The organism is Polynucleobacter finlandensis (genome assembly GCF_018881755.1).
Classification (GTDB): domain Bacteria; phylum Pseudomonadota; class Gammaproteobacteria; order Burkholderiales; family Burkholderiaceae; genus Polynucleobacter; species Polynucleobacter finlandensis.
Genome location: NZ_JACVPS010000019.1, coordinates 1 through 21,734 on the forward strand (window position 1 = coordinate 1; position 21,734 = coordinate 21,734).

21 protein-coding genes are annotated in these 21,734 nt (G+C 40.6%); 18 read left to right on the forward strand and 3 right to left on the reverse strand.

The features are described 5' to 3' along the window. Positions 1–146: 146 nt before the first annotated feature. The gene (locus tag ICN49_RS10920; RefSeq protein WP_216168108.1) at positions 147–731 is read right to left on the reverse strand and encodes a helix-turn-helix transcriptional regulator; all 585 of its coding nucleotides are present in this window, start codon (positions 729–731) and stop codon (positions 147–149) included. 282 nt (positions 732–1,013) lie between these two features. On the opposite strand from ICN49_RS10920, the gene ICN49_RS10925 reads away from it, so the two are divergent. Beyond that, on the forward strand, positions 1,014–2,138 hold the full coding sequence (locus ICN49_RS10925) for a DNA translocase FtsK 4TM domain-containing protein (RefSeq protein ID WP_216168109.1): 1,125 nt from the start codon (positions 1,014–1,016) through the stop codon (positions 2,136–2,138). Positions 2,139–2,153: 15 nt separating this feature from the next. On the opposite strand, the gene ICN49_RS10930 is transcribed toward ICN49_RS10925, so the two are convergent. After that, positions 2,154–3,362: a M23 family metallopeptidase gene (locus tag ICN49_RS10930; RefSeq protein WP_216168110.1), complete on the reverse strand. Its 1,209-nt coding sequence runs from the start codon at positions 3,360–3,362 to the stop codon at positions 2,154–2,156. A 321-nt stretch (positions 3,363–3,683) separates the two neighbouring features. Between ICN49_RS10930 and ICN49_RS10935 the strand changes: the two genes are divergently transcribed. The 17 genes from ICN49_RS10935 to ICN49_RS11015 all read left to right on the forward strand — a co-directional run bounded on the left by ICN49_RS10935 (position 3,684) and on the right by ICN49_RS11015 (position 20,047). Then, complete coding sequence (locus tag ICN49_RS10935; RefSeq protein WP_216168111.1) at positions 3,684–3,866, forward strand: Flp family type IVb pilin; 183 nt, start codon at positions 3,684–3,686, stop codon at positions 3,864–3,866. A 14-nt stretch (positions 3,867–3,880) separates the two neighbouring features. Then, positions 3,881–4,042, forward strand: coding sequence for a Flp family type IVb pilin (locus tag ICN49_RS10940; protein ID WP_216168112.1), 162 nt, complete (start codon positions 3,881–3,883; stop codon positions 4,040–4,042). Between the two features lie 95 nt (positions 4,043–4,137). Continuing rightward, positions 4,138–4,587: an A24 family peptidase gene (locus tag ICN49_RS10945; RefSeq protein ID WP_216168113.1), complete on the forward strand. Its 450-nt coding sequence runs from the start codon at positions 4,138–4,140 to the stop codon at positions 4,585–4,587. Positions 4,588–4,605: 18 nt separating this feature from the next. Then, entirely contained in the window at positions 4,606–5,367 is a 762-nt protein-coding gene (gene cpaB / locus ICN49_RS10950) for a Flp pilus assembly protein CpaB (RefSeq protein ID WP_216168114.1), read from the forward strand. After that, entirely contained in the window at positions 5,364–6,788 is a 1,425-nt protein-coding gene (locus tag ICN49_RS10955) for a type II and III secretion system protein family protein (RefSeq protein WP_216168115.1), read from the forward strand. The genes cpaB and ICN49_RS10955 overlap by 4 nt, the downstream gene beginning before the upstream one ends. Further along, the gene (locus tag ICN49_RS10960) at positions 6,788–7,147 is read left to right on the forward strand and encodes a hypothetical protein (RefSeq protein ID WP_216168116.1); all 360 of its coding nucleotides are present in this window, start codon (positions 6,788–6,790) and stop codon (positions 7,145–7,147) included. Before ICN49_RS10955 ends, ICN49_RS10960 begins: the two co-directional genes overlap by 1 nt. A gap of 2 nt (positions 7,148–7,149) precedes the next feature. Next, the gene (locus ICN49_RS10965) at positions 7,150–8,319 is read left to right on the forward strand and encodes a CpaE/TadZ family protein (RefSeq protein WP_216168117.1); all 1,170 of its coding nucleotides are present in this window, start codon (positions 7,150–7,152) and stop codon (positions 8,317–8,319) included. A gap of 13 nt (positions 8,320–8,332) precedes the next feature. Next, positions 8,333–9,673 carry a TadA family conjugal transfer-associated ATPase gene (locus tag ICN49_RS10970; protein ID WP_216168118.1) on the forward strand — a complete coding sequence of 447 codons (1,341 nt, stop codon included), beginning with the start codon at positions 8,333–8,335 and terminating at the stop codon, positions 9,671–9,673. 5 nt (positions 9,674–9,678) lie between these two features. Continuing rightward, on the forward strand, positions 9,679–10,653 hold the full coding sequence (locus ICN49_RS10975; protein ID WP_216168119.1) for a type II secretion system F family protein: 975 nt from the start codon (positions 9,679–9,681) through the stop codon (positions 10,651–10,653). 297 nt (positions 10,654–10,950) lie between these two features. Next, positions 10,951–11,601 carry a type II secretion system F family protein gene (locus tag ICN49_RS10980; RefSeq protein ID WP_216168120.1) on the forward strand — a complete coding sequence of 217 codons (651 nt, stop codon included), beginning with the start codon at positions 10,951–10,953 and terminating at the stop codon, positions 11,599–11,601. Next, positions 11,598–12,155, forward strand: a complete 558-nt coding sequence (locus ICN49_RS10985; RefSeq protein ID WP_216168121.1) for a TadE/TadG family type IV pilus assembly protein — start codon at positions 11,598–11,600, stop codon at positions 12,153–12,155. Before ICN49_RS10980 ends, ICN49_RS10985 begins: the two co-directional genes overlap by 4 nt. Before the next feature lie 51 nt (positions 12,156–12,206). Then, positions 12,207–13,703, forward strand: coding sequence for a TadE/TadG family type IV pilus assembly protein (locus ICN49_RS10990; protein WP_216168122.1), 1,497 nt, complete (start codon positions 12,207–12,209; stop codon positions 13,701–13,703). A 56-nt stretch (positions 13,704–13,759) separates the two neighbouring features. Beyond that, positions 13,760–14,221 (forward strand): hypothetical protein, encoded by a 462-nt coding sequence (locus ICN49_RS10995; RefSeq protein WP_216168123.1) that lies wholly within the window; start codon positions 13,760–13,762, stop codon positions 14,219–14,221. A gap of 124 nt (positions 14,222–14,345) precedes the next feature. Then, positions 14,346–15,455, forward strand: a complete 1,110-nt coding sequence (locus tag ICN49_RS11000; RefSeq protein WP_216168124.1) for a hypothetical protein — start codon at positions 14,346–14,348, stop codon at positions 15,453–15,455. Further along, entirely contained in the window at positions 15,416–16,960 is a 1,545-nt protein-coding gene (locus ICN49_RS11005) for a hypothetical protein (RefSeq protein ID WP_216168125.1), read from the forward strand. Before ICN49_RS11000 ends, ICN49_RS11005 begins: the two co-directional genes overlap by 40 nt. A gap of 236 nt (positions 16,961–17,196) precedes the next feature. Continuing rightward, positions 17,197–18,462, forward strand: a complete 1,266-nt coding sequence (locus ICN49_RS11010) for a hypothetical protein (protein ID WP_216168126.1) — start codon at positions 17,197–17,199, stop codon at positions 18,460–18,462. A 94-nt stretch (positions 18,463–18,556) separates the two neighbouring features. Further along, positions 18,557–20,047, forward strand: a complete 1,491-nt coding sequence (locus ICN49_RS11015) for a bifunctional glycosyltransferase/class I SAM-dependent methyltransferase (protein ID WP_216168127.1) — start codon at positions 18,557–18,559, stop codon at positions 20,045–20,047. Between the two features lie 30 nt (positions 20,048–20,077). Here the strand turns inward: ICN49_RS11015 and ICN49_RS11020 are convergent, their stop codons facing one another. After that, positions 20,078–21,610: a hypothetical protein gene (locus tag ICN49_RS11020; RefSeq protein ID WP_216168128.1), complete on the reverse strand. Its 1,533-nt coding sequence runs from the start codon at positions 21,608–21,610 to the stop codon at positions 20,078–20,080. Positions 21,611–21,734 lie beyond the last annotated feature (124 nt).

A 21,734-nucleotide genomic window follows, 5' to 3' on the forward strand; every position in this document is an offset into this window, starting at 1 on the left:
AGATGAAGTTAAATGGACATATAGATCCGGATCTATTCAATATTTTTGTGTGGAATGATATTTACATAGATTTTGCTAAAAAATATATGCCTGCTCATTTAATTGATACAGTAAGACTAGAGGATCTGCCAGGATATGAGGAACCCTTAGGCTTCAGTAGGGTATAACTCCATAATTAACGCCTCATGCTTTTGGTAAAAAATATATAGCTCAATACGGTTAGCGAGTTTGAGGAGCTTATAGATCGAGGTCAGATGATTGCGTAGAGTGTATTCACTGATAAATAAAGCCTCTGCAACTTCCTTTAGAGGTTTACCTTGTGAGTTACCAATTTCGCGAAGAACTTTGAGTTCCTTTTTAGAGAGTTTATTGACCTCAAAGTTGACTTTCATGGATTGCTTTAACTCTGCTAACTTAGTTCCTGCATTCTGAAAAAATTCCTCGGAATCGCGGCGACTAATCCAGAATTTACCCTTCTGAACTTCCATCAAGGCGTTGTATAGAGAGTCAGGATTCCCGCTGTCTTCATAGTTGCCTTTGATACCCAACTGAATCCAACCCGAGACCAGATGACGTTCATTTTTTTTATGCATTACCAGTACATTTTTATTATGAACAGTTGTTAAGTGTTTGATGAGGTCTGGTTTATTGTTGTCAAACTCAATTAGTACTGTTTCTGCCTCCACGGTCTTCTTCTGAAGATGGGTTGTTTCAAAAATCTCCGAAGTCATATAGTCGATATGATTTACACCCATCTCCTTCAACTGCCGAGATAGAAAGAAGTAAAACAGTTCGTTCGCGCTAATAATGAGAATAATTTTATGACTCGCTTTGGTGGGTGATTATTTAAAGCCCTAAAAACCCTATGGTTTCGCTCTGCTAGCCGATGAATACTGGGACTTATCCAATTTAATATCCTTGTCTAGGTTTATATCCCATATTTAATAGTACTTTTGATTAATTTTGGGGACTAATATCACTCTTTTGGGGTTATTTGGTATATGAGCAACTAAGTGAGCATTGCGAAAGGTAACGGTAACCAGCGTAAACCCCCCAAATTATTGATTGAATTGGGCTGGTTTTTATTAATTGGAGGCTCTTTCCTCCTATTTTTGATGCTGGGAAGTTACTCTAAGCTTGATCCAGCTTGGTCCAATACCGTGCTGGTTGATCGCTTTTCACCAAAGCAGCAGTCTCTACCCCTCAATAATGTAGTTGGACCTGTTGGCGCCTATTTGGCGGATATTCTCTTATTTTTATTTGGGTTTTCTGCCTACTGGTGCGTCATCGCTGGATTATCAGCGGGAATTCGGCACTATAAATTCTTTGACCGAGCCACTGGTGGTCATGATGGATTTTTTCGCCACCCCATCATTACTGTTATCGGCTTCTTTCTCACAGTGGGATCAAGTTGCGCGCTAGAAAAATTGCTTCTGAGTAGCTCAAGTCTGCTACCGGAGGGTCCTGGGGGAGTTATGGGGGATTTGCTGTTGACTAACTTAGAGGGCGGACTTGGGTATTGGGGAATGCTACTAGCCATCTTCTTTGCTTTTGTAATTGGAGTGATGCTCTTATTGAAGATTACGCCCATTACATTCATGGCGGCTAATACTCGTAACCAAGTGAACCTTGTTCCAGAAGCGATATATAGAGAGAAGTCCAAAAAGGTAACAAGCCTTAAGTCCACACTCAAAAACGAGCCTTCAATTATCAAAAGGGAGGCCGCATCCGCTAAAAGTCCCGTTTTACAACAGCCCGAACCCCTTATTAAAAGGCGTTTAGCTGCCGTGATGGCAGCAGATGTAGTGTCTTACACCACCAAAATGGAAGCCGATGAATTTGGAACGGGGCATGCATCGCTGCTTAATATCAAGAAATTTTCATTCGATTTTGTCAAAATAGATTCGCAATTCATCAAGATGATTGACGATGGAAACCCAATGGATGCTGCCTTGGTTAATTCAGTCATTTCTATGGCTAATAGCCTTAATATTTCCTGTATTGCGGAGGGTGTAGAAAGTAATGGCCAATTCAGGGAGTTGGTAAAGATGGGGTGTTCAAAGGCTCAAGGATTTTTATTTGGTAAGCCAATGAATGAGGATGAGCTCCTTGATTTACTGAGCTCACGCCAACCCTAAAATATAATTTTTTTACTACTGAGAGATATTGATTACTTTTGTCTTTGTGGTGACATCATTAATGAGGGGTGCTGCTGGAGTATTGCCCCCATTGAGGTTGGCTAAATTAAAGTCTTCATAGCCTGAATTTGAATTTCGCATTTGCAGTTGTTGTCCGGCAATCTGGGGTGATGGTAGGGCATTTTGCATCAAGGCATCGATAGGGTTTATTGGCACCCCTTTAAAAGTCAACTCATAGTGCAGATGTGGATTGGTTGAGCGACCAGTGGTGCCAACTTCACCAATATTTTGTCCGCGATTGACTTTGTCTCCTGCTTGGACTAGCAGTTTACTGAGGTGGCCATACATCGATTTGTAGCCAGAAACATGCTCAATCTCAATGAATTTTCCATTGACAGTATCTATTTGGGATTTAGTAACAACGCCATCCCCAGTAGCTAATACTGGTGTTCCTTCTCTTGCAGCAAAGTCGATGCCATTATGAATGCCTACCTTCTTGGTAAAAGGATCTACCCGCGGGCCATAATTACTGGTTAGGCCAACACCATTGGGCACTGGCACCCCGGTAGGATATTTTTTGAGAAGGTCTAAGTCTTGGGCCCAAGAAGATTTCATTGAGACGATGCGCTCATTCATAAAGCTTGCAACTGAAATTGTTTTACTCAAATCATTTATCGGGTTACCGCTTGAATTGAAGCTGGGGGCGGATATGGGCGCTTTAGCTACGACCTTGGCATAGGCATTGTCATAGCTATCAACGGATGGACCATTGCCTGCCTGCATGTTTTTTGGGGTTGCTAGATCAGCAAATTGATTCTTAGTTTGGCTAAGCAACTCCAAATTAGCACTCATCTGCTGTAATTTGTTTTGTAGCTCAGCAAGTGTTGGCTCAGCCGTTTTTTTGAGGGCCTTTTCGTAAGATTTAAGCTTAGCTACTTTCTCTGGCCTCTTAGCAATCGTTTGGACTTCTTGAATGGGCTGTGGCTCAGAGTTGCTAGTCGTGAATAGGGTGAAGACGAGAAAAGCGCTAACACAGCTACTGCCTACAGCAATAGCTGCGCAATAGCCAGCTTTGATCTTATATTGGTTGATCGTCAATGCTTTGTTCAAAGTCGCCCGCACCATTGTTAGCTTTGACCCAAAAGATACTTTTAGATTCGCTAACAATGCATCCACTTTACTTGTGAAATTGGGAGGCAGGTATCGAGAGAGTGGGTGAGACATTCGAATTTGCCTTATTTTGTCCATTATTTAGCATATGTACTACTTGAGCGGGATAAAGAAACTAATCGCGTTATATCTATTGCTTCTATTCTTAATTATTTTGCCCTGAGGCGATAGAAAAAATTGATTCAAACTATGAATTAAGTACTTAAGTACTAAAAATTAGGGGAGATTAATTTGAATATAAAAGGAGTCTTAAGCCTAATTAAGGATTTGTTGCGTAAGAACATTGATTTGCCACTAATCCTATTTATAGTGACTACAAGCATTAATTAATCGTTAAATTTTTTTATCTCACCATTCTATTCACAGGAGAATTTTATGAACGCACTCAAATTGAAAGCCCATCAACTATTTACCCGTTTTTTGTGTCGCGATGAAGGCATTACCGCGATTGAATATGCTCTGATAGCGGCCTTGGTTGCTTTGGTCATTATTGTTGGTGTAACAGCTTTGGGTAGCAGCTTAAATTCCAAATTTGTCAGCATAGCTACCTCAGTCTAAGTCTATTAACCTAAATGCGGAAATTTTTTAAAAATTTTACCGCCAGCGAGGATGGTGCAACCGCAATTGAGTATGCATTGATTGCTGCTTTAATTGCGCTAGTCATCATCGTGGGTGTAACCGCCCTAGGCACGAGTCTTAGCAGCAAGTTTTCAGCAATTGCTACTTCGGTTTAACTGATTAGTACATGGCTAATTTAGCCAAACTAATACTGCAATTGTTTTGTGAGGCCTTGCCCGGCTGAATTATCAGCAAGGGTTTAAACGCTTACATGCAGTTAACCATTGCTTTTGTAGTTGTTGCTGTGGCTTTGTATTTTGATTTGAAATACCGACGAGTGCCTAATTGGCTTGTTGGGGTTGGATTGTGTAGCAGTTTATTGCTTGCCTTAGTCATCAATCCCAGCGGTGGTCTTGTATTTGGTTTGCTGGGCATAGTGGTAGCGCTGTTGATTTTTTTACCTCCCTACCTGTTGAAATATATGGGGGCAGGCGATGCGAAGCTTTTTTGTGTTATCGGAATGTGTATCGGGCCGGCAAATACGATCATGGTGGCTTTGTACACGTCAATAGCAGGAGGTTTCATTATCGCTTGTGTATACGGGTTAAATAAAGCATCAAAGCACTTTGGCAGGTCTCCTTTTGAGTCTTTGCTGGTCAAAGGAAACTTTCCTTATGTATTAGCGATTTTCACTGGTTATTTAGTTTTTTTGATGCAGTAATATTTGGAATAAAGCGGAATGAAGGACAGGCGTCTACTCGTTGCAATTGTTGGAGCTGCATTGGTAGCAGTCCTTGTGGTTATTTTTAGCGCCATCCTATTGGGGTCAAATTCCTCGGGTGATAAAACTATTGTCGTTAGCGTTGCCATTGAGGGCATGGCCCCCGGAAAAAAAATTACTGCAACCGATATTAAGCAAATTACCATTCCTCAAGAAAAAATGCCTGCAGGAGTATTGATTGATGTAGGGTCTATTATCAATCGTACCGTCAAAGACCATATCAATCCTGGTGACGTTATCGTAGAGTCAAAATTATTTGCCAATTCCCTTGGGGGTAATTTGGCATCTGATATCCCGGTAGGACAGCGGGCATTTACTATTGCGATTAATGAGGTATCAGGTGTTGGTGGGTTTGCCTCTCCCGGAAGCTATGTTGATGTGATGTTAAGTGGTAAAGATGCCTATGGGCAGCCATATTCTAAAATTATCGTGCAACATGCCAAGGTATTAGCCATCTCTCAATTGCGCACCGAGGATGGTAGTCCAAAAATAGGAAATTCGGCAACCCTTCAGGTTTCACCTCAAGAAGTTCAGCAACTTGACGTAGCTAGAACATTGGGCACCTTAACTCTAGTCTTACGTAATATTGCTGACCAGAAAACAAGTTCTGTATCGCCCACTTCGAATAGAGGTAATCTAGATGTGCCTGGCCAAGCCGCTGTTGAGGTTATTCGCGGCTCTATGACTGCCGATGGGCAGAGTGGAGTTCAGCGTCAATGAAAATATTTCCTTTTTTCTCGGTGCCGCTTGATGTCTCTATTAGAACAATATTCAAGAAAATTACCGTTGTCTATTTAACTCTGGGATTTTTGAGTATTAGTACTCCATTTAGCTATGTGAGCGCTCAAGAAGTTAAAGTGAACTCAGAGATGCCGGCTCCAATGTCTGCGCCAGCCCCTAATGAACTGCGTTCTAGCGTACCTCTTACAGTAGGTAAAACATTTACTTATACTTTTAGAGCGCCTGTAACACGTATCTCCATTGCCAATCCTGCGATTGCCGATGTTCTAACTGCTACAGCGACTGATGTGCAGTTATTAGGAAAAAAATCAGGCAGCACTAATTTAACTGCATGGTATCGAGACGGTGGAACCACTACATTTGATGTCTTTGTTGGTGGTGATACCAATTACTTGCAAGGTTTATTTAAGCAATTGCTATCTCCGGGCAATTCGATTCAAATTACCCCGGCTGGCGAATCGATTGTTTTGAGCGGTAAAGCCAAAGATGCAGAAACGGTTCAGAAAGCCGTGCGAATTTCTGAAGAGGCAACCGGTAGAAAAGTCCTCAATATGCTCTCAACTGAAGATTTGCCACAAGTATTGTTGGAAGTGAAAATTGCTGAAATAGATAAAACGGTTGCTGACGCTCTTGGCATCGCTGTGGGAGGCACCAATTTTAGTTACAACATTCTTGGAGGCACCCCTTCAGCGTCATCATTGGTTCCTACCGGGTTCGCTGCTGTTGGAGCGGGTGCTGGCGCAGCAAGTTTATTTTTGCAGGCTAACGAAACAAATGGTCTCGTTAAGATTTTAGCTGAACCAAATATCATGGCGATTAGCGGCCAAGAAGGTAACTTCCTATCAGGAGGCACAATCTACTTGCCCGTTCCACAATCAGGCGGAACAAACGGTGGAACTGTTATTACCCTGCAAGCAGTTCAATATGGTATCGGAGTTCGTTTTACGCCAACAGTGCTTGGCGGTGGAAAAATCAATTTGAGAGTTGCGCCACAAGTCTCAGACGTCAGTCCTAACGGTTTTGCGATTACAGCAAACGGTCAGACGCAGGTTGTTCCACAAATCAAAAGTCGAAATGCCTCTACAACAGTTCAGTTAGAGGATGGCCAAACGTTTGCCATTGGCGGTTTAATTAGTAATAACGTTCAAGAATCTATTGCAGCGTTTCCATGGCTAGCTTCATTGCCGATTATCGGTGCCTTATTTCGCAGTAGCTCTTTTAACGCCTCCCGAAGCGAGTTAATTATTTTGGTCACTCCACATATTGTGAAGCCTCTGGCTAATAAGCCTGCAACGCCAACTGACTCATATGTGCAGCCTAGCTTTAATGAATTCTTCTTAAATGGAAAGATGGAGGGCAGCAAGCCATCACCAACTTCCACAAATCAAGAGGCTAAATAATGCGAGCTACTCATTTATCTGTATTGGGAATGCGAAGTCTTAGTATGGTCTCTATTCTTTTAGTGACTGCTGGATGTGCCCCGATGAACCAGCAGTGGTATCCCAGTGAGGACGAGGGCGCTTCCGTTAGGGCAGCTATTCGCTCACAATCGGTTTATCCAGATGGACGACCTCCTTCATCGGTTAAGCCGGGAATGGATGGCGTTGCCGCAAAATCGAGTGTCGATAACTACCAGAAATCTTTTGTCCTTCCAACGCTGCCACCTTTACCTGTTGGTACTGGGGGCTCTTCATCTGGTGGGTCCACTGGTTCCACGGGTAGCTCTGGCACAACCTCTGGTGGCACCACTGGCTTTTGAACATGAAAATTATATTAATATCTGACATCACAAAGTCTTCAGAAGACAAAGCGGAGATTCAATCTGTATTTTCTGGGTTAGATCAAGTCATCGAGTTAGACCGAACTGCGCAAGGATTGCGTGTGGATCGAGTGGATATAGCTTCAGTCGACTTAATTATTGTGAACGCATCTAAATTGGTGCCAGAAGACCTTCGCACTATTGCTAGCCTAACAAGCTCACCTCCTTGGCCGGCAATTATTTATATCTCCGAAACATCCACTAATGATGAGTTGCTTGCGTTAATGCGTGCAGGAGTGAATGACGTTATTAATTTGCCGCTCAATCCAGCGGAATTAAAGCAGGCAGTAGATAGAATTCGCTTTAAACATGGCGCTTCACGGCCAAAAACAGAAGGTCAAGTATTGGCATTTTTATCCTCAAAAGGTGGGGCAGGAGCTACTTTCCTGTCGAGCAATATTGGTTATATTTTGGCAACTGAATATAACCAAAGAGTTTTACTCATTGATTTGCATATGCAGGGTGGAGATGCGGCATTCTATCTCACCAATAATACTTCTAGCAGCTCAGTTGCAGAGTTGGCAAAACATTCTGACTTAGATCAAATGATGCTACTTACCGGATCAATCGAAATTGAACCAAACTATTTTTTACTGCAAGCCCCTGATAGTCCTGAAAAAAGTGCTGGATTGCAAGCATCACATATCGACAATTTGATTGCTATTGCACTCAAGGAATTTGATTTTGTCATTATTGATTCTCCCCATATCTTAGATGGCATCACCATTAAAGCGTTAGACAGGGCTACCACCATTTTTGTTATTACGCAGCCGATTATGACTTACCTAAGAGCGGTAACTAATGTGCTGCATTTGTTTAATCGCCTAGATTATGAGCCTAATAAAGTTAGGGTTGTGCTCAATCGAATGGATGAAGTGGGTGTTTTATCAATCGCCAAGGTTGAGGATTCTATTCAGAAAAAAATCAGCACTACCATTCCAAATGACTTTAAAAATGGGGTTGAATCGGTGAATTTAGGGTTGCCGATCACCAAAATAGCTTTTAAGAGTCCTATATCTGATGCGCTGAGGGCTATAGCAGCAGATATCACGGGTAGACAGACCCAAGCACAGGTCAAAACTTCATGGATTAAAACCCTTCTAGGTAAATAAGGCGGATCGATCAATGTCAATTAGAGAGTTATTGGATGATCAATCTAAGCAGGTATTTGAATATAAAAATACCAGTAGAGTTTCTGCTGTCTCAAAAGCAAATGTAATCTCGATTAAAAGCTTTATCCATTCAAAATTGTTAGAGGAAATTGACCTTGATGCAATGGAAAAGATGTCGGGTGACGAGCTTAAAGAGCAATTAAAGGACGGCGTTAAGAATTTAGTTCTACGTAACAATTTAGTGGTTACTGCGGCAGATTTATCAAGACTGGTCTCAGAGATTCAAAATGAAGTGATTGGTCTTGGTCCTCTCGAAATATTACTCGCTGATCCATCGATTTCAGACATTTTAATTAATGGTGCTTTTAACATCTATGTTGAGCGTCGTGGACGACTTGAAAAGTCTCCTGTAGTCTTTGATAGCAATGATCATTTGCTGAAAATTATTCAGAAGATTGTTTCAAGGATAGGGCGCCGGATTGATGAGTCCAGCCCAATGGTAGATGCAAGACTTCCAGATGGCTCACGCGTTAACGCGATTATTCCACCGCTGGCACTTGATGGTCCATCTATGTCTATTCGGCGCTTCTCAGAAGTGCCATTTACGATGGCCGATTTGATTCGCCATGGTTCACTTAACGAGCAGATGGCCGTAGTGCTATCGGCTTTGGTTAAGGTCAAGACAAATATCTTAATCGCGGGTGGTACTGGTAGTGGAAAAACCACTTTGCTCAACATCTTGTCTGGCTACATTCCGGATAATGAACGAATTATTACGATTGAAGATGCTGCAGAGTTACGCTTACAGCAGCCACACGTAGTTCGTCTTGAAACGCGCCAAGCAAACGTTGAAGGTATGGGGGAAGTTACTCAGCGTATATTGGTGCGCAACTCCTTGCGGATGCGTCCAGATCGAATTGTGATTGGGGAGATTAGGGGTGTAGAAGTATTGGATATGCTCCAGGCGATGAATACGGGTCACGAAGGATCTCTGACTACTGTGCATGCTAACTCTGCACGTGAGGCCGTCATACGTTTGGAGAATATGGTCGGCATGGCAGGGGTATCAGTGGTCCAAAAATCATTACGTCAGCAAATAGCTTCAGCAATTTCAATTGTGGTTCACGTCTCACGCTTAAGTGATGGAAAGAGAAAAATAACCAGCATTAGTGAAATTGTCGGCATGGAAGGGGACGTCATCACCATGCAAGATATTTTTACCTATGAACAAAGTGGTGTCGGTATGGATGGTGCAGTTGTCGGCAAACATACGCCTACTGGAATAAGGCCGCGAATTGCAGAGAAATTAGCTGCCCATGGAGCGCCTCTAGCGGACCATCTGTTTAAGCCCTAAGCAAGATGTTAATTTTATCCATCTACCTACTATTTTTAATTAGCTTCATCGCTTTACTGGGCTATGCTTTTTATCGTTTTGTAGTGGGGAAGTTTGGTTTGAGAGCCAAACGAATTGAGTCTAGACTGAACGTACTTGTTGAGCGAAGCATCATTCAGCCAACCTCAGCATCCATATTTAAGCAAAGGGTGTTTAGTAAGAATGAAGAAATCGATCATTTCTTAAAGAAATACCCCCCATTTCATTTTGTTGATATTCTGATATTGCGCGCAGGATTAAAGTGTAATCTCCATCAATTCTTGATGTTCTTACTGGGCATATTCTTTACTATTTTTGCTTTAACAGTCGGTGTCACTGGCTCCTATCTAAAGGCATTCTTCTGTGGAATTGTTTTTGCATCTATTCCATTTGTAATTTTGAAAATACAAAATTCGAAGCGACAAACTCTTATACAAAATCAACTTCCTGATATCTTGGAGTACATCGCGCGATCTTTAAACGCGGGGCATTCTTTCAATAGTGCAATACAAACAGCTGCTTTAGAGTCTCCAGAACCCATTGGTTCTGAGTTCAAAATGACGTTTGATCAATTAAATCTGGGCGTCTCTATCCGTGATGCTATGAATAACTTGATTAAACGCATTGATACAGAAGATATTCGCTTTTTTGCTGTTGCGGTCTCAATCAATCGTGAGGTTGGGGGAAATTTATCTGAATTGCTGGGGGAAGTTTCCAGCATGATGCGAGCAAGATTGGCTTCAAAACTTTCGGTCAAGGCATTGGCTGCTGAAGGTAAAGCTTCAGCAACCGTATTGGGGGCACTCCCCGTACTTGTTTTAATGCTCATTTTAGTTTTTGCACCCAATTACTATGATCCCCTGATGAGTAGTGAGATGGGATCAACTGTAATTTTTTCTACCTTAGGCATTATGGCCTTTGGGCTGCTGTGGATGAAGAATATGACGAATATTCAAATTTAGAACATCATCATGTCCACTCTCTCTCTAGCCCTTATTCTCTCTCTAATATTTATATTTTCTTTTTCAGCCTGCTTTTATTTCATTTGGAAATATGACAGTAGCAAGCTTAGTAAAAGGCTGAGTAGTTTTGCTCAAAATAGCTCATATACCAACACAGATGACATTGATTTTTTTAAATTTTTATACACTCGATTAATCGAACCTTTAATTCAATACTCATTGCCCAAGAAAAATCATGATCTTGAAAAAATTAAGAAAAAATTTATAACGGCAGGGTATCGACAGAATTCAATTCTGATGCGATTTTTTGGCCTGAAGACTTTTATTGCTTTAGCTATTCCGATTGCTTATTTGATTATGGTATTTATTTTTTCAATTGGCAATCCAGCAAGAATTTCAGTGATCCAAACTGCATTGATCTCTATATTACTCTGCGCTGGTGGTTACTACTTGCCCGATGGCTTTATTTCATTTCGCATGAAGTCACGAAAGCAGGAGTTATTTGATGCATTTCCTACTACTGTTGATTTAATTAGGGTATGTATTTCTGCTGGCATGGGTCTAGACGCCGCTATTACCAGGGTAGGTAAGGAAATACAGGTTATGAGCAAAGCAATGGCTACTGAATTTACTTTGCTTGCGACAGAATTGCGCGCTGGAAGCTCAAGAGAAGCGGCCCTTCGCAACTTTGCTATTCGCACGGACTTAGAAGAGGTAAAGGCGCTGGTTTCGATGATTCTTCAAGCTGATCGTTTTGGAACTAGCGTGACTGAAGCATTATCGATCTTCTCGGAAGACCTGAGGGTGAAGAGAAAAATGGCAGCTCAAGCTCAGGCAGCTAAAGTGCCTGTGAAGATGTCGCTACCATTGATTTTATGTATTTTCCCAGCTCTTTTTGTTGTACTAACTGCGCCCGTTGCATTTATGGCTATGGGTAGTTTGAAATGAGTTTTTTCAACACCTCTTTTTTCGCGAACGACCGGGGTGTTGTTGCGGTTGAGGCTGCATTAATCTTACCCGTTATTATTTTGCTCGCTTTTTCTGTCATCCAAGCCTCTACTTATTTTTACAATCTAAATCTCCTAACAAATGCTGCGATGGAGGCTGCGCGTGTTGGCTCTCTGTACACTACGCCAAGAGCATCTGTTCAAGAAATTATTAATTCTGCATGCTCTTTTTTGGGTACAACAGCTAATGGTACGACTGGCTGTAATGCTGGTAGTCAGTTGATTAACTATGCTGGCTCAAGTCCACAGGTTGGTGTAGTGATTACTCCGGATACTCTCTCTACAACCGGTGTTGAGTCTGCGGGGACAGCTTATTCGGGAAGTGGTATTGGATCTTCATTGCCTTGTCCTACGTCTGCTTATAGCGGTGCTTCCACTGGCACGATTGTAGTGGTGACACTTTCATTTACTTTTAACGGCATTGGTGGTGGAGCGGGCAGTTGGGGTGTTTTTAATCAGGCCATTTCAGCAACGTCAAAAATGACCTGTCAGTAAATGGCAAAAGAAATTGATCTAAGCCAGATGATATTGAAGAGGTGAATTGCTATGAAAACCATAAAAAAACTTGATGCTTTTCTGAAGGACGAATCTGGAATCGTTTGGATGTTTGCTGTCCTGTTGGTTCCCTTATTCGTAGCCTTTGGCGCACTCGCAATGGATGGCAGTAACGTCTACGCGAAGTCTCGAGGACTCCAAAATACTGCAGACTCTATGGCTTTATGGGCCGTGTCACCCACAAACTATCAGGCTCTCGCTGCAGGCACACCCTCCACAACTGCGCTGACTAATTATCTGAGTAGTGTTGGAAGTAGTAATGGCGGGGTCCAAAGCCTATCGTTACAGTCATGGTCAGCAGGGCTTTATGATGTTTCAAAAACCGCAACAACGGGTATTATTCCTTTGGCTAGCGGTTGCCCAACTGGAAGTACCTGCGCATCAGCAGTGCAGGTAACAGTTTGCGCAAATATTAGCACTGCGTTGGGCGGCTTAGTTGGTAAGCCTACCTTCAGTGTATGCAAGACAGCTACCGCTATTACTGGTATTACGAGTTCAGTTTCCCCAGGAAATCTATGCCCTATAGCAATTTCTCAGTGTATGTATGAAGATGGTACTTGGGACTGGACAACTAATCCCGCCTCACCTTCCTGGAGGCATAATTCTGATCACTTCTTTGCCACCAAAACATTTTCGCCTAATACAAGCAATGACTATAAATGGGGTGCAGGGCATGGTGATGAAGGTTCTGGATCTTCGGATAGAGACTCCTGTGGAAACAATTATCAATATTGTAAAAGCACCTCTTGGTTTACTTCTTTTAAATCTAGTACACCTAGGGCCAATAATTGGTCTAGCGATAGTAATGGACTGGATGCGAATAATAAAAATGCTGCCACCTGTAATGCTGGAGATAGCATCAATCTGGTCACTACACCACCCACAGCATCTTATGATTCCACTAAAAAGTACTACAAGGGGAATCAAGATGGTAAATGGTTTAATAACGTCAGTGCAGGCACTAGTTGCTGGGTCCCGATTGTAGATACTAAGAGTGATACCGATAGCAATCGCCATGTAGTTGCCTTTGCTAATTGGGACGTTACTTCGGTTTGTAGCGCTCAAAAGAGTATTTCTATTGATGGCAATACAGGGCACTATAAAGATACTGATGACTGCGATTATGGAGCGGCAACCGTCCTATATTCAACAAATGGCTTTGTATCTGGATCAACATTAACGGTGGTTGGTAATACCTTCAAGTTCAGCGTAAATCAATTAATCGTAGGCCCTGGTATCTCGACGGGAACAACTATACAAAGTTTGGGCTCATGCTCCTATGGGTTTTGTACCTATGGAATATCCCCATCTCAAACTGCTAGCTTTGGTGCAGTAGCTTCTTACCACACTTCGGACAATATTTACCCCTACCTAACAGGACGTTTTCATAATGGTAGCTCTCAAGCGCCTGGTGGTTCATGGAGTACACCATGGGCCTTGAATTACAGTGGTGCCACACTACCCGTGCTCGTTCCAAATGATCGGTAAATAAGGATGCCTTGGTTCTTATTCTTGATCTATATGAAAATGCAATAGATTAATTTATGCGCCGGATGAAATCATTTCGGCATCTATTGATGCTTGGGGTCTGCATTCTTGCAAGTGGTTGTAATGACAATCACTTGCCAGAGTATTGGGTCTGTACGGGAAGTACGATTCAGCAAGCCAGTCTTAATACGACTGGAGAGGTTCGAGAATACTCAGGGCATGAAACGATGCTCATCGAGCGACTTGGAAACATGGTTACTCAATACACTTCTAAACCCTTTACTGGCGTCTTTCAGACATGTGAGGATAGCCCTGAGACTCTTCAATTTCAACTTGGTGAATGTGGTCGAGAGCGTAATCAAGATCAGAAATGGAATAGATCGGCTGTTTTAAATAAAAAATCCGGTGAGCTGCTATGGACTGAGAGTAGGGTATTAGATCAAATGTTGATAAAGGGTGCTGGTAAGTTCAGTTGTACCTATTATCACCATCGCTATCCGGCCAGAGTTTTCTATTAATATGCGCCGTTACCTCAACATCTTTTTTTTCATGCTCATCCTTGTGGCTATGGAGCTAGCAACCATTCCGCTGCTGATCTGGATGACGGGCGACTCTACCCAATTAAAGTTTGGCTCTTGGCAATTGGCTGAGTGGCTCATTAATTATGAGGGTGGCTTTGTACGTCGTGGTTTAGCAGGCCAACTTTTGTATTGGATAGGTTCTGGTAGCAATTTAATTTCGCTAATCAATCGGATGACCTTAATGCTGTATTTCTGCTATTTCATCCTATTTATTGCTTTGTATCGGCTTGCAAAAATTCAGAATTTACCCATTTTTCTTCTTTCCATCTTAGTTCCTGGCGGTATTTTTCAAATGGGGATGACTGCCCAATTCTTTACGCGCAAAGAAATACTGTTCCTGATGCTGTTTGGAATCCTGTGCTTAATCTACCTTTTAACGCTAAGGAAGAAAAGTAAGAATCAAAGTAATAACCATATTCTTTTGCTTCTGGTTGCGCTGGTTGGGGGTATTTTTTGTACCTTTGTACATGAGGGCTATCTGTTCATGGGTTATCCCATCACAGTCATACTACTTTGGACCGCCCTGAAAACTGAGCCTAAAAAGAGCGTAAGCGGCTTTTTATTTGGAGCTTATGTTGTCCTAATCCCTTTATTATTTATTTATTTAAGCTTGCATAAGGGCGATTATTTCCTTGCTACGCAAATCTGGGATTCATTAAGTCTAAGCGATCGTCAGATACTTTCTCCAGCCGCGCCATACTCATTTTTTGGACCAATAGCTTCTCTAAGTTGGGGCTTAACGCAACATTTCTTAACTTTGTACGGAGTTTTTGCTACGGGAGCCTATATTTATTGGCCAATTTATATAGTGGGAAACGTTCTTGTTCTGGGGTTCATCTTTTATGTTTTGTCTCAAGCTAACCAGTTTAGGGCAACTGCATTCTTTAAAACATTAATCTTGGCTGGGTTGTGTATTGCGACCATGTTCTTCATCGCTGCTGATTGGGGGCGTTGGCTTTCTTTTCTTACTAATAGCTTACTTTTATTCAGCTTTGTGCTTAGTGCGTCTACTAATAGTGAAATTTCAAGAGAGGGTGGTGCTCGCTCCACTACGGCTATTTTTAGCAAGCTATATATCAAAATTATTTTTATTGCATTGATTATGTATTCACTCGTATTTAGACTGCCTGAGTGCTGCCTAAGCCCCCATATGATTTTTATGAGCTATTAATTTCTTTTTATTCTATGATTCCAGACTCAACAGCGTTATCTAATCAAGCAATGCCATCAAATGTATTGGTGAAATTGGGTTTTTCTTGGCCCTTAATTGTTGGGATTCTTGCTTTCGTATCGGTGATATTGAATCAAAACTCTTTGGTGTTGGCTGATCCTGATAGTTTGATGCATATCACCGCAGGAAACTGGATCTTAAATCATCACCTTGTTCCCCTGATCGATCCTTTTTCATTTCATACCGAGGGTAAAACGTGGATAGATCATGAGTGGTTAGCTCAGGTGTTATGGGCTACAGCTTACAACTTAGGTAGCTTTAGTGGGGTCAAAATACTTACTGCCAGTTTATTTGCTGTCACCTTAGCGTTGCAATTGAGATATGTTCTGCAGTATATCCCTGCGATTTATGGATTACTTTTTAGTGCAATTTGCTATCTATCACTTCAAGGGCATTTATTAGCTCGACCCCATTTAATGACTTGGCCCATTATTATTATTTGGTTTGGATACCTTCTCAACGCAAGCTCTAAAAGAACCTCGCCTCCACTGTTCTTGTTGCCCTTAATGGTTTTATGGGCGAATTTGCACGGAAGTTTTTTACTGGGGCTGGCACTTACTCCTGTTATCGCTATCGATGCAATCGTAGGCTCCAGTAGGGCCGAGAGAATCTCTTTGCTGAAAAGTTGGACCCAATTTTTCGTATTGGCAATCTTTGCCTCTCTGATTACGCCATTCTTTTGGCGTGGGTGGGAGTTTGGAATTACATTAATGTCCTCACCCTACATTACTAGAATTATTGAATGGGCTCCAGCTACCGGCTCCGCTGTGATAAGCATTGAAATTTGGACCATGATACTTCTCGTTTTTAGTCTATATGGTAGGGTTCAGTTCAGTCTAGGAAGAATCATTTTATTGCTGGGAATTTTGCACGAATCGTTGGCGCATATACGATATATTTCCATTGTTGGCTTGTTAATTCCACTTCTCATAGCTGAACCCTTTGGGAGGGCGTATCCAAACAAGCTAAATGCACAACACTCTATAGATATTTTCTTTAAGGCATTGTGTTCCCCCGCCAAAAAACTGACTCTTTTACTTACATGTTCTAGCTGTATTCTTTTGGGCATTATTTTAGAGAATGCTAATCCGATAAAGCCAAATCCTGAGATTGCTCCGACTGATGCCATTGCCTATGTGGAGCAAGAGAAGATAGCAGGGAACGTCGTTAACTCTTATATATTTGGTGGCTATTTAATTTTTAAAAATATCCCTGTATTTATTGATGGACGAGCGGATTTGCATGGAGGGCCTGATGTTAACGACTACTATCAAATTACCGAATCAGCTGATTTTAAAAAAATAGCGAATTTATTGGATAAGAACAAAATCAATTGGGCAATTTTTGCCCCGACTGATAAAGCTTTAATTTATTTTGATACACAACCTGGTTGGAAAAAGGTATACGAAGATGAATATGCTTTGGTGTATGTTCGTAAAACTTAATATTTTCCAGGATTAGTTTTAATCTCGCGGAAGAATTCAGGGGAATTTTTATTTTTAGATTATTAAAAGATAGATTTTTTTTTATAAAAGAGAATCTCTATTTCATACTATTTATAGCGCTAGCATTTTTAATCTATGCTTTCTTTATATTTTATGGGGGCTACGATAGCCTGCGTCCAAAAAACTATATAACTTTTGATAGTTATTTATCAAAGTCTAACCTTGTTTTTAATAGCATGTTGGAGCATTTGCTGGCAGGGCGATTTGATATATCACCCGAAGTTATTGGTCTTGAAGGATTTGTTCGTAATGGTCAGATTATTACTTATTGGGGTATCTTTTGCGCTTTTCTAAGATTGCCCTTGCTACTGATTCCTAATGGCCTTCAATACGATATCCCTGCATTATCTTGCTACGTCGCTGTTTGTTTAGCAGCAGTAATTAAATTAAAAACCCTCAAAATAGTCTACCTCTTCAGTGCGCCCACAAAAACAAAAGACTTTTTATTTTGGATTATGGTATTGACCATATTATTCTCAGGTGCGCAAATTTGTTTCTTGAGACCATGTATTTATGATGAAGTGGAATTATGGTCAGGCGCCCTAGCATCAATCTTCATATATTTCGCAGTTAGAGGAATTCTAGAAGGCGGGTATACGGTAGCGTTGTTAAATAAAATGGCTATCACTGCCGGACTTGCTTTGCTATGTAGGGTGACAATGGGCTTAGGTCTATATGTATCAATAGCCTTACTGCTTGTTATGCAATTCATGCTTAATTCAAATAAGCGTTTAGTCCATGAAGATCATAAATTTAATCGATTACCAATCATCCGGATTTTGTCACCTGTATTGATTCTTCTGGGATTTACTATCGTCGTGGGGGTAGTAAATTATTTTAGATGGGAAAATCCTTTTGTTTTTGCTGATTTACGCTATTTGATACTGAATGATCCTAAATTTTTTCCAGGGCATTTGCCTCGCCTAGAAAAATATGGAAATTTCAATATCTTCCGGATTCCTTATGCTTTGGCTTACTACTTTTTCCCCTTATGGGGCTTAGATATTACGGAAAATATTTACTTTCTAAGTCATGGGACGGATCTTTTCGACACCATTGAATTTCCTATAAGCTCATTTGTTTTGACCGATCCATTGCTGCTTTTTTTATTTGTATATTTTGTGTGTTTTGCAGTAAAAAGTCGGGTGGTGTATCGGCATCGTGTATTCACAATTATTTCAATTTCAGCTGGGCTGCTTATCCCATGTCTACTCATGCTTAGTTTTGGCTATTTAACAAATCGATACCGGCTTGATTTTTATCCTTTTATTGAATTTGGAGCATTCCTAGGATATTGGCTATTCAGTAAAAATACTAATGATTATTCTTTCTTGAAATACAGAATATTTTTTATCATAGCTGCATTATTGGGATGCATTGTCAGTTTTGTGGTTCTATGCCAATTCATCTATTTTCCGCTGGGAGCAGTGCCTATTTATTAGGATCCATTCATCTGAATTAAATGCTACTCACTCTAATTTATTAAACGCTAATTTTAAATAGTCAAGTTGATCATTCATACATTTAAGGCCCCAAATGAGTAAGCAAAAATTACTAATTTTCATCGTAGCTTACAATGCTGAAACTACAATTTCTCAAGTGTTATCACGCATACCAAAATCACTTGCTGATAACTTCGAGGTTGATGTTTTAATTATTGATGATGCCTCTAAAGACAATACTTTTGACATTGGCAAGCAGTTTTCGAATGCTAGTTTTTTACCATTTCCAGTAAAAGTTTTAAAAAATCCAATTAATCAAGGCTATGGTGGAAATCAAAAATTAGGCTATTTGTATGCTTTAAAAAACAACTTTGATTTTGTAGCGCTAGTTCATGGTGATGGGCAATATCCCCCGGAATATCTGCCTCAATTGCTATTGCCGTTTCTTGATCCCGAGGTGGACGCTGTATTTGGTTCAAGAATGATGGAGAGGTGGGGGGCTCTGAAAGGGGGGATGCCACTTTATAAATATATCGGTAACAAGATTCTTACCTCTATCCAAAACTACATACTAAAAACTCAATTTAGTGAATTCCATTCGGGATATCGCATCTATCGCGTTAAAGCGCTAGAGGCAATCCCGTTTGACTTAAATTCGAATCAATTTCATTTTGATACTGAAATCATCATTCAATTGCTTGCTAGTAAAAGACGCATTAAAGAGCTGCCTATCCCAACCTATTATGGCGATGAGATTTGCTACGTTAATGGATTGCGCTATGCACAAGATGTATTTATTTCAGTTCTTAAATATAAAATTCAAGGATTGGGTCTTCTCTACCAAAGGAATTTTGATGTATCAAATGCCGGGAATCATCATCAATACGAGTTAAAAATTCATGATGTAAGCCCTCATACCAAAGCACTAAAGGATGTAGCGCCTAATTCAAGGGTATTAGATTTAGGTTGTGGTCCTGGTTATGTAGGCGAACTTTTGGTTAAAGAAAAATCTTGTCATGTCACCAGCGTAGATCAATATCCTGATGAAGCCCAAGTGAAATCGAATACATTTATACAGCATGATCTTAGTATGGGGCCGCCACATTTAGAGGCCTATAACTTTGACTATATTTTATTACTCGATGTTATTGAACATCTTCCGAATCCAGAACTATTTCTTGAGCATCTATATGCAAAATTAGATTATCGAACAAAGCCCAAGATCATTGTTAGCACTGGAAATATCGGCTTTATCGTAGTGAGGCTGATGCTTTTAATGGGGTTATTTAATTATGGTAAGCGTGGAATATTAGATCTAACGCACACCAGGCTCTTTACATTTTCAACCCTAAAGAAATTATTTGACCAGTCTGGATTTGATTTACTCGAAGAAGAGGGTGTACCAGCGCCAATAGCTTTAGCTGTAGGTGAGGGTAAAGTAGCCTCTGTACTGGGCATGGCTAATGCAACTCTAATGAGGATCTCTAAAAAAATGTTCTCATATCAGATGTATATGATTTTTGAGCCAAGACCATCACTAGATTTTTTATTGAATGAAGCTATTGATTTTTCTGGTAATGAATAAGGTATGAGGTATTTTCAATCCCTTATACATTCACTGCAGTTGTGTCTTTAATTCAAAGACTTTCTGAAGATAGTACTGCCAAATGCCATCATTAAGCAGTGGAATTGCTGGGCCAGGATCTGATAAAAAGTATAAAAAGAAAATAATAAAACTGGAAAGTACGCCAATGGCTGTAAGTAGCATTCCGAAGTATTTCAATCTAGTTTGTGTGCGCTCTGTAAGGCTTGCCTTACATAAATACCAGTATCCAATGAAGGCGCCAAATTCTAGTGCTGGGTAAAAATCAATCCGATATCTATGGCTGAGGGCGCTTGCCATTAGAACTAAAGCGCATTGTGATAAGAGTCCTAGGAGAATTAAAAAGATATTTGACTTGACGATTAATAACTGCTTATTTTTTGCCCAAAAATAAATAGCAATGCAAAACAATAAAATTAAGAGTGGGTCTGTTAAAAAGAAGGATCCTGCTGGTAGCTCGAGAGAGTCAAATAATCGACTATGCTCATCCCCGAACCATAAATCTTTATCGCTATCTCTAAATGACCATATTGGAAGAAAATAATATAGAAGACTGTAAGGAATGCGTGCTGCATTAAAAACACCATAAGCCTCTAGCCTTAAAGGGCGATCAGGAAAATAATAATTCATTAAGTAGCCAGTAAAGTCGACAAAAGTGAATGGATTTCCCCATCTGAAATAGTTAACGAGGCCCGTCATGATTGCAAAGCCAAGAAGTAGCAAAGAGGGCGCAAGTATTTTTTTTGTAAGAAGGCTTGCTTTTAATTGCTTAGAGGTTATCTTATTGTCATTCCATAGATAAAAGATATTTGATCCTAATAAGGCAATGAGAGCAAAATATAAGCCAATGCCCATCGTTACTCGGCATAACAAAGCAAGACCAGCAACTACTGCCATTTTGTTCATTAATGAGACGGAAAAGTCTCCACTAACGATCCCTTTGACAGCAAAAAATATAAAAATGGCGCCAAGTGCCCCAGACCAAAAACAAACTTCTTGATAGAGGGATGGTTTCAGGAAAGAAATTTGGGCGCCTGAAAATAAAATAGTTAATACCAATAGCCAATAGAAAAAATTTCGAATGATTGATTGACTGGTGTTAGAGTAAATGAGGTTTAAGGTCTCGAATTTCACTGCCGCTGAAATACATACAGCAATGAAGCAGGATAGGGTGGTCACGTTTAAAAGTAGACCATTTTTAATTAAAAGCAATGGAGCTCTAATGAGGGCGCAAAAGATACCCCAATATGCAATGAGTTTTCCATCATGCAGATAGCCCTCTGCTCCTACTGATTCAGCAGAAACATCAAATCGACCATTTAACAGGTGTTCGAGCATGCTGTTAAATGTGTAGTCAAGCCCAACGCCGTTATTAGCGTTATTATCTATGGAAAAATTTCCCAAAAGATCTATCCTGCTAACCAATAATTCCCCCACCCCTTGATTTATATGGGGAAGGTAGAAATCAGCGCTTAATAAAATTGCATAAAAAGCGAATGCCAAAAAGATGAGGGACAGGCTTAAAAATTTATTATTTTTATTCATTCTATAAAGTATAGCGAGGAACCAAGATCAACACTTTTTAGATCAGGGTAGACATCAATCTTTATCTACTATGGCTCATTATTCCCTCTTTTATTTTGATACATTTCTATATCAGCATGTTGAA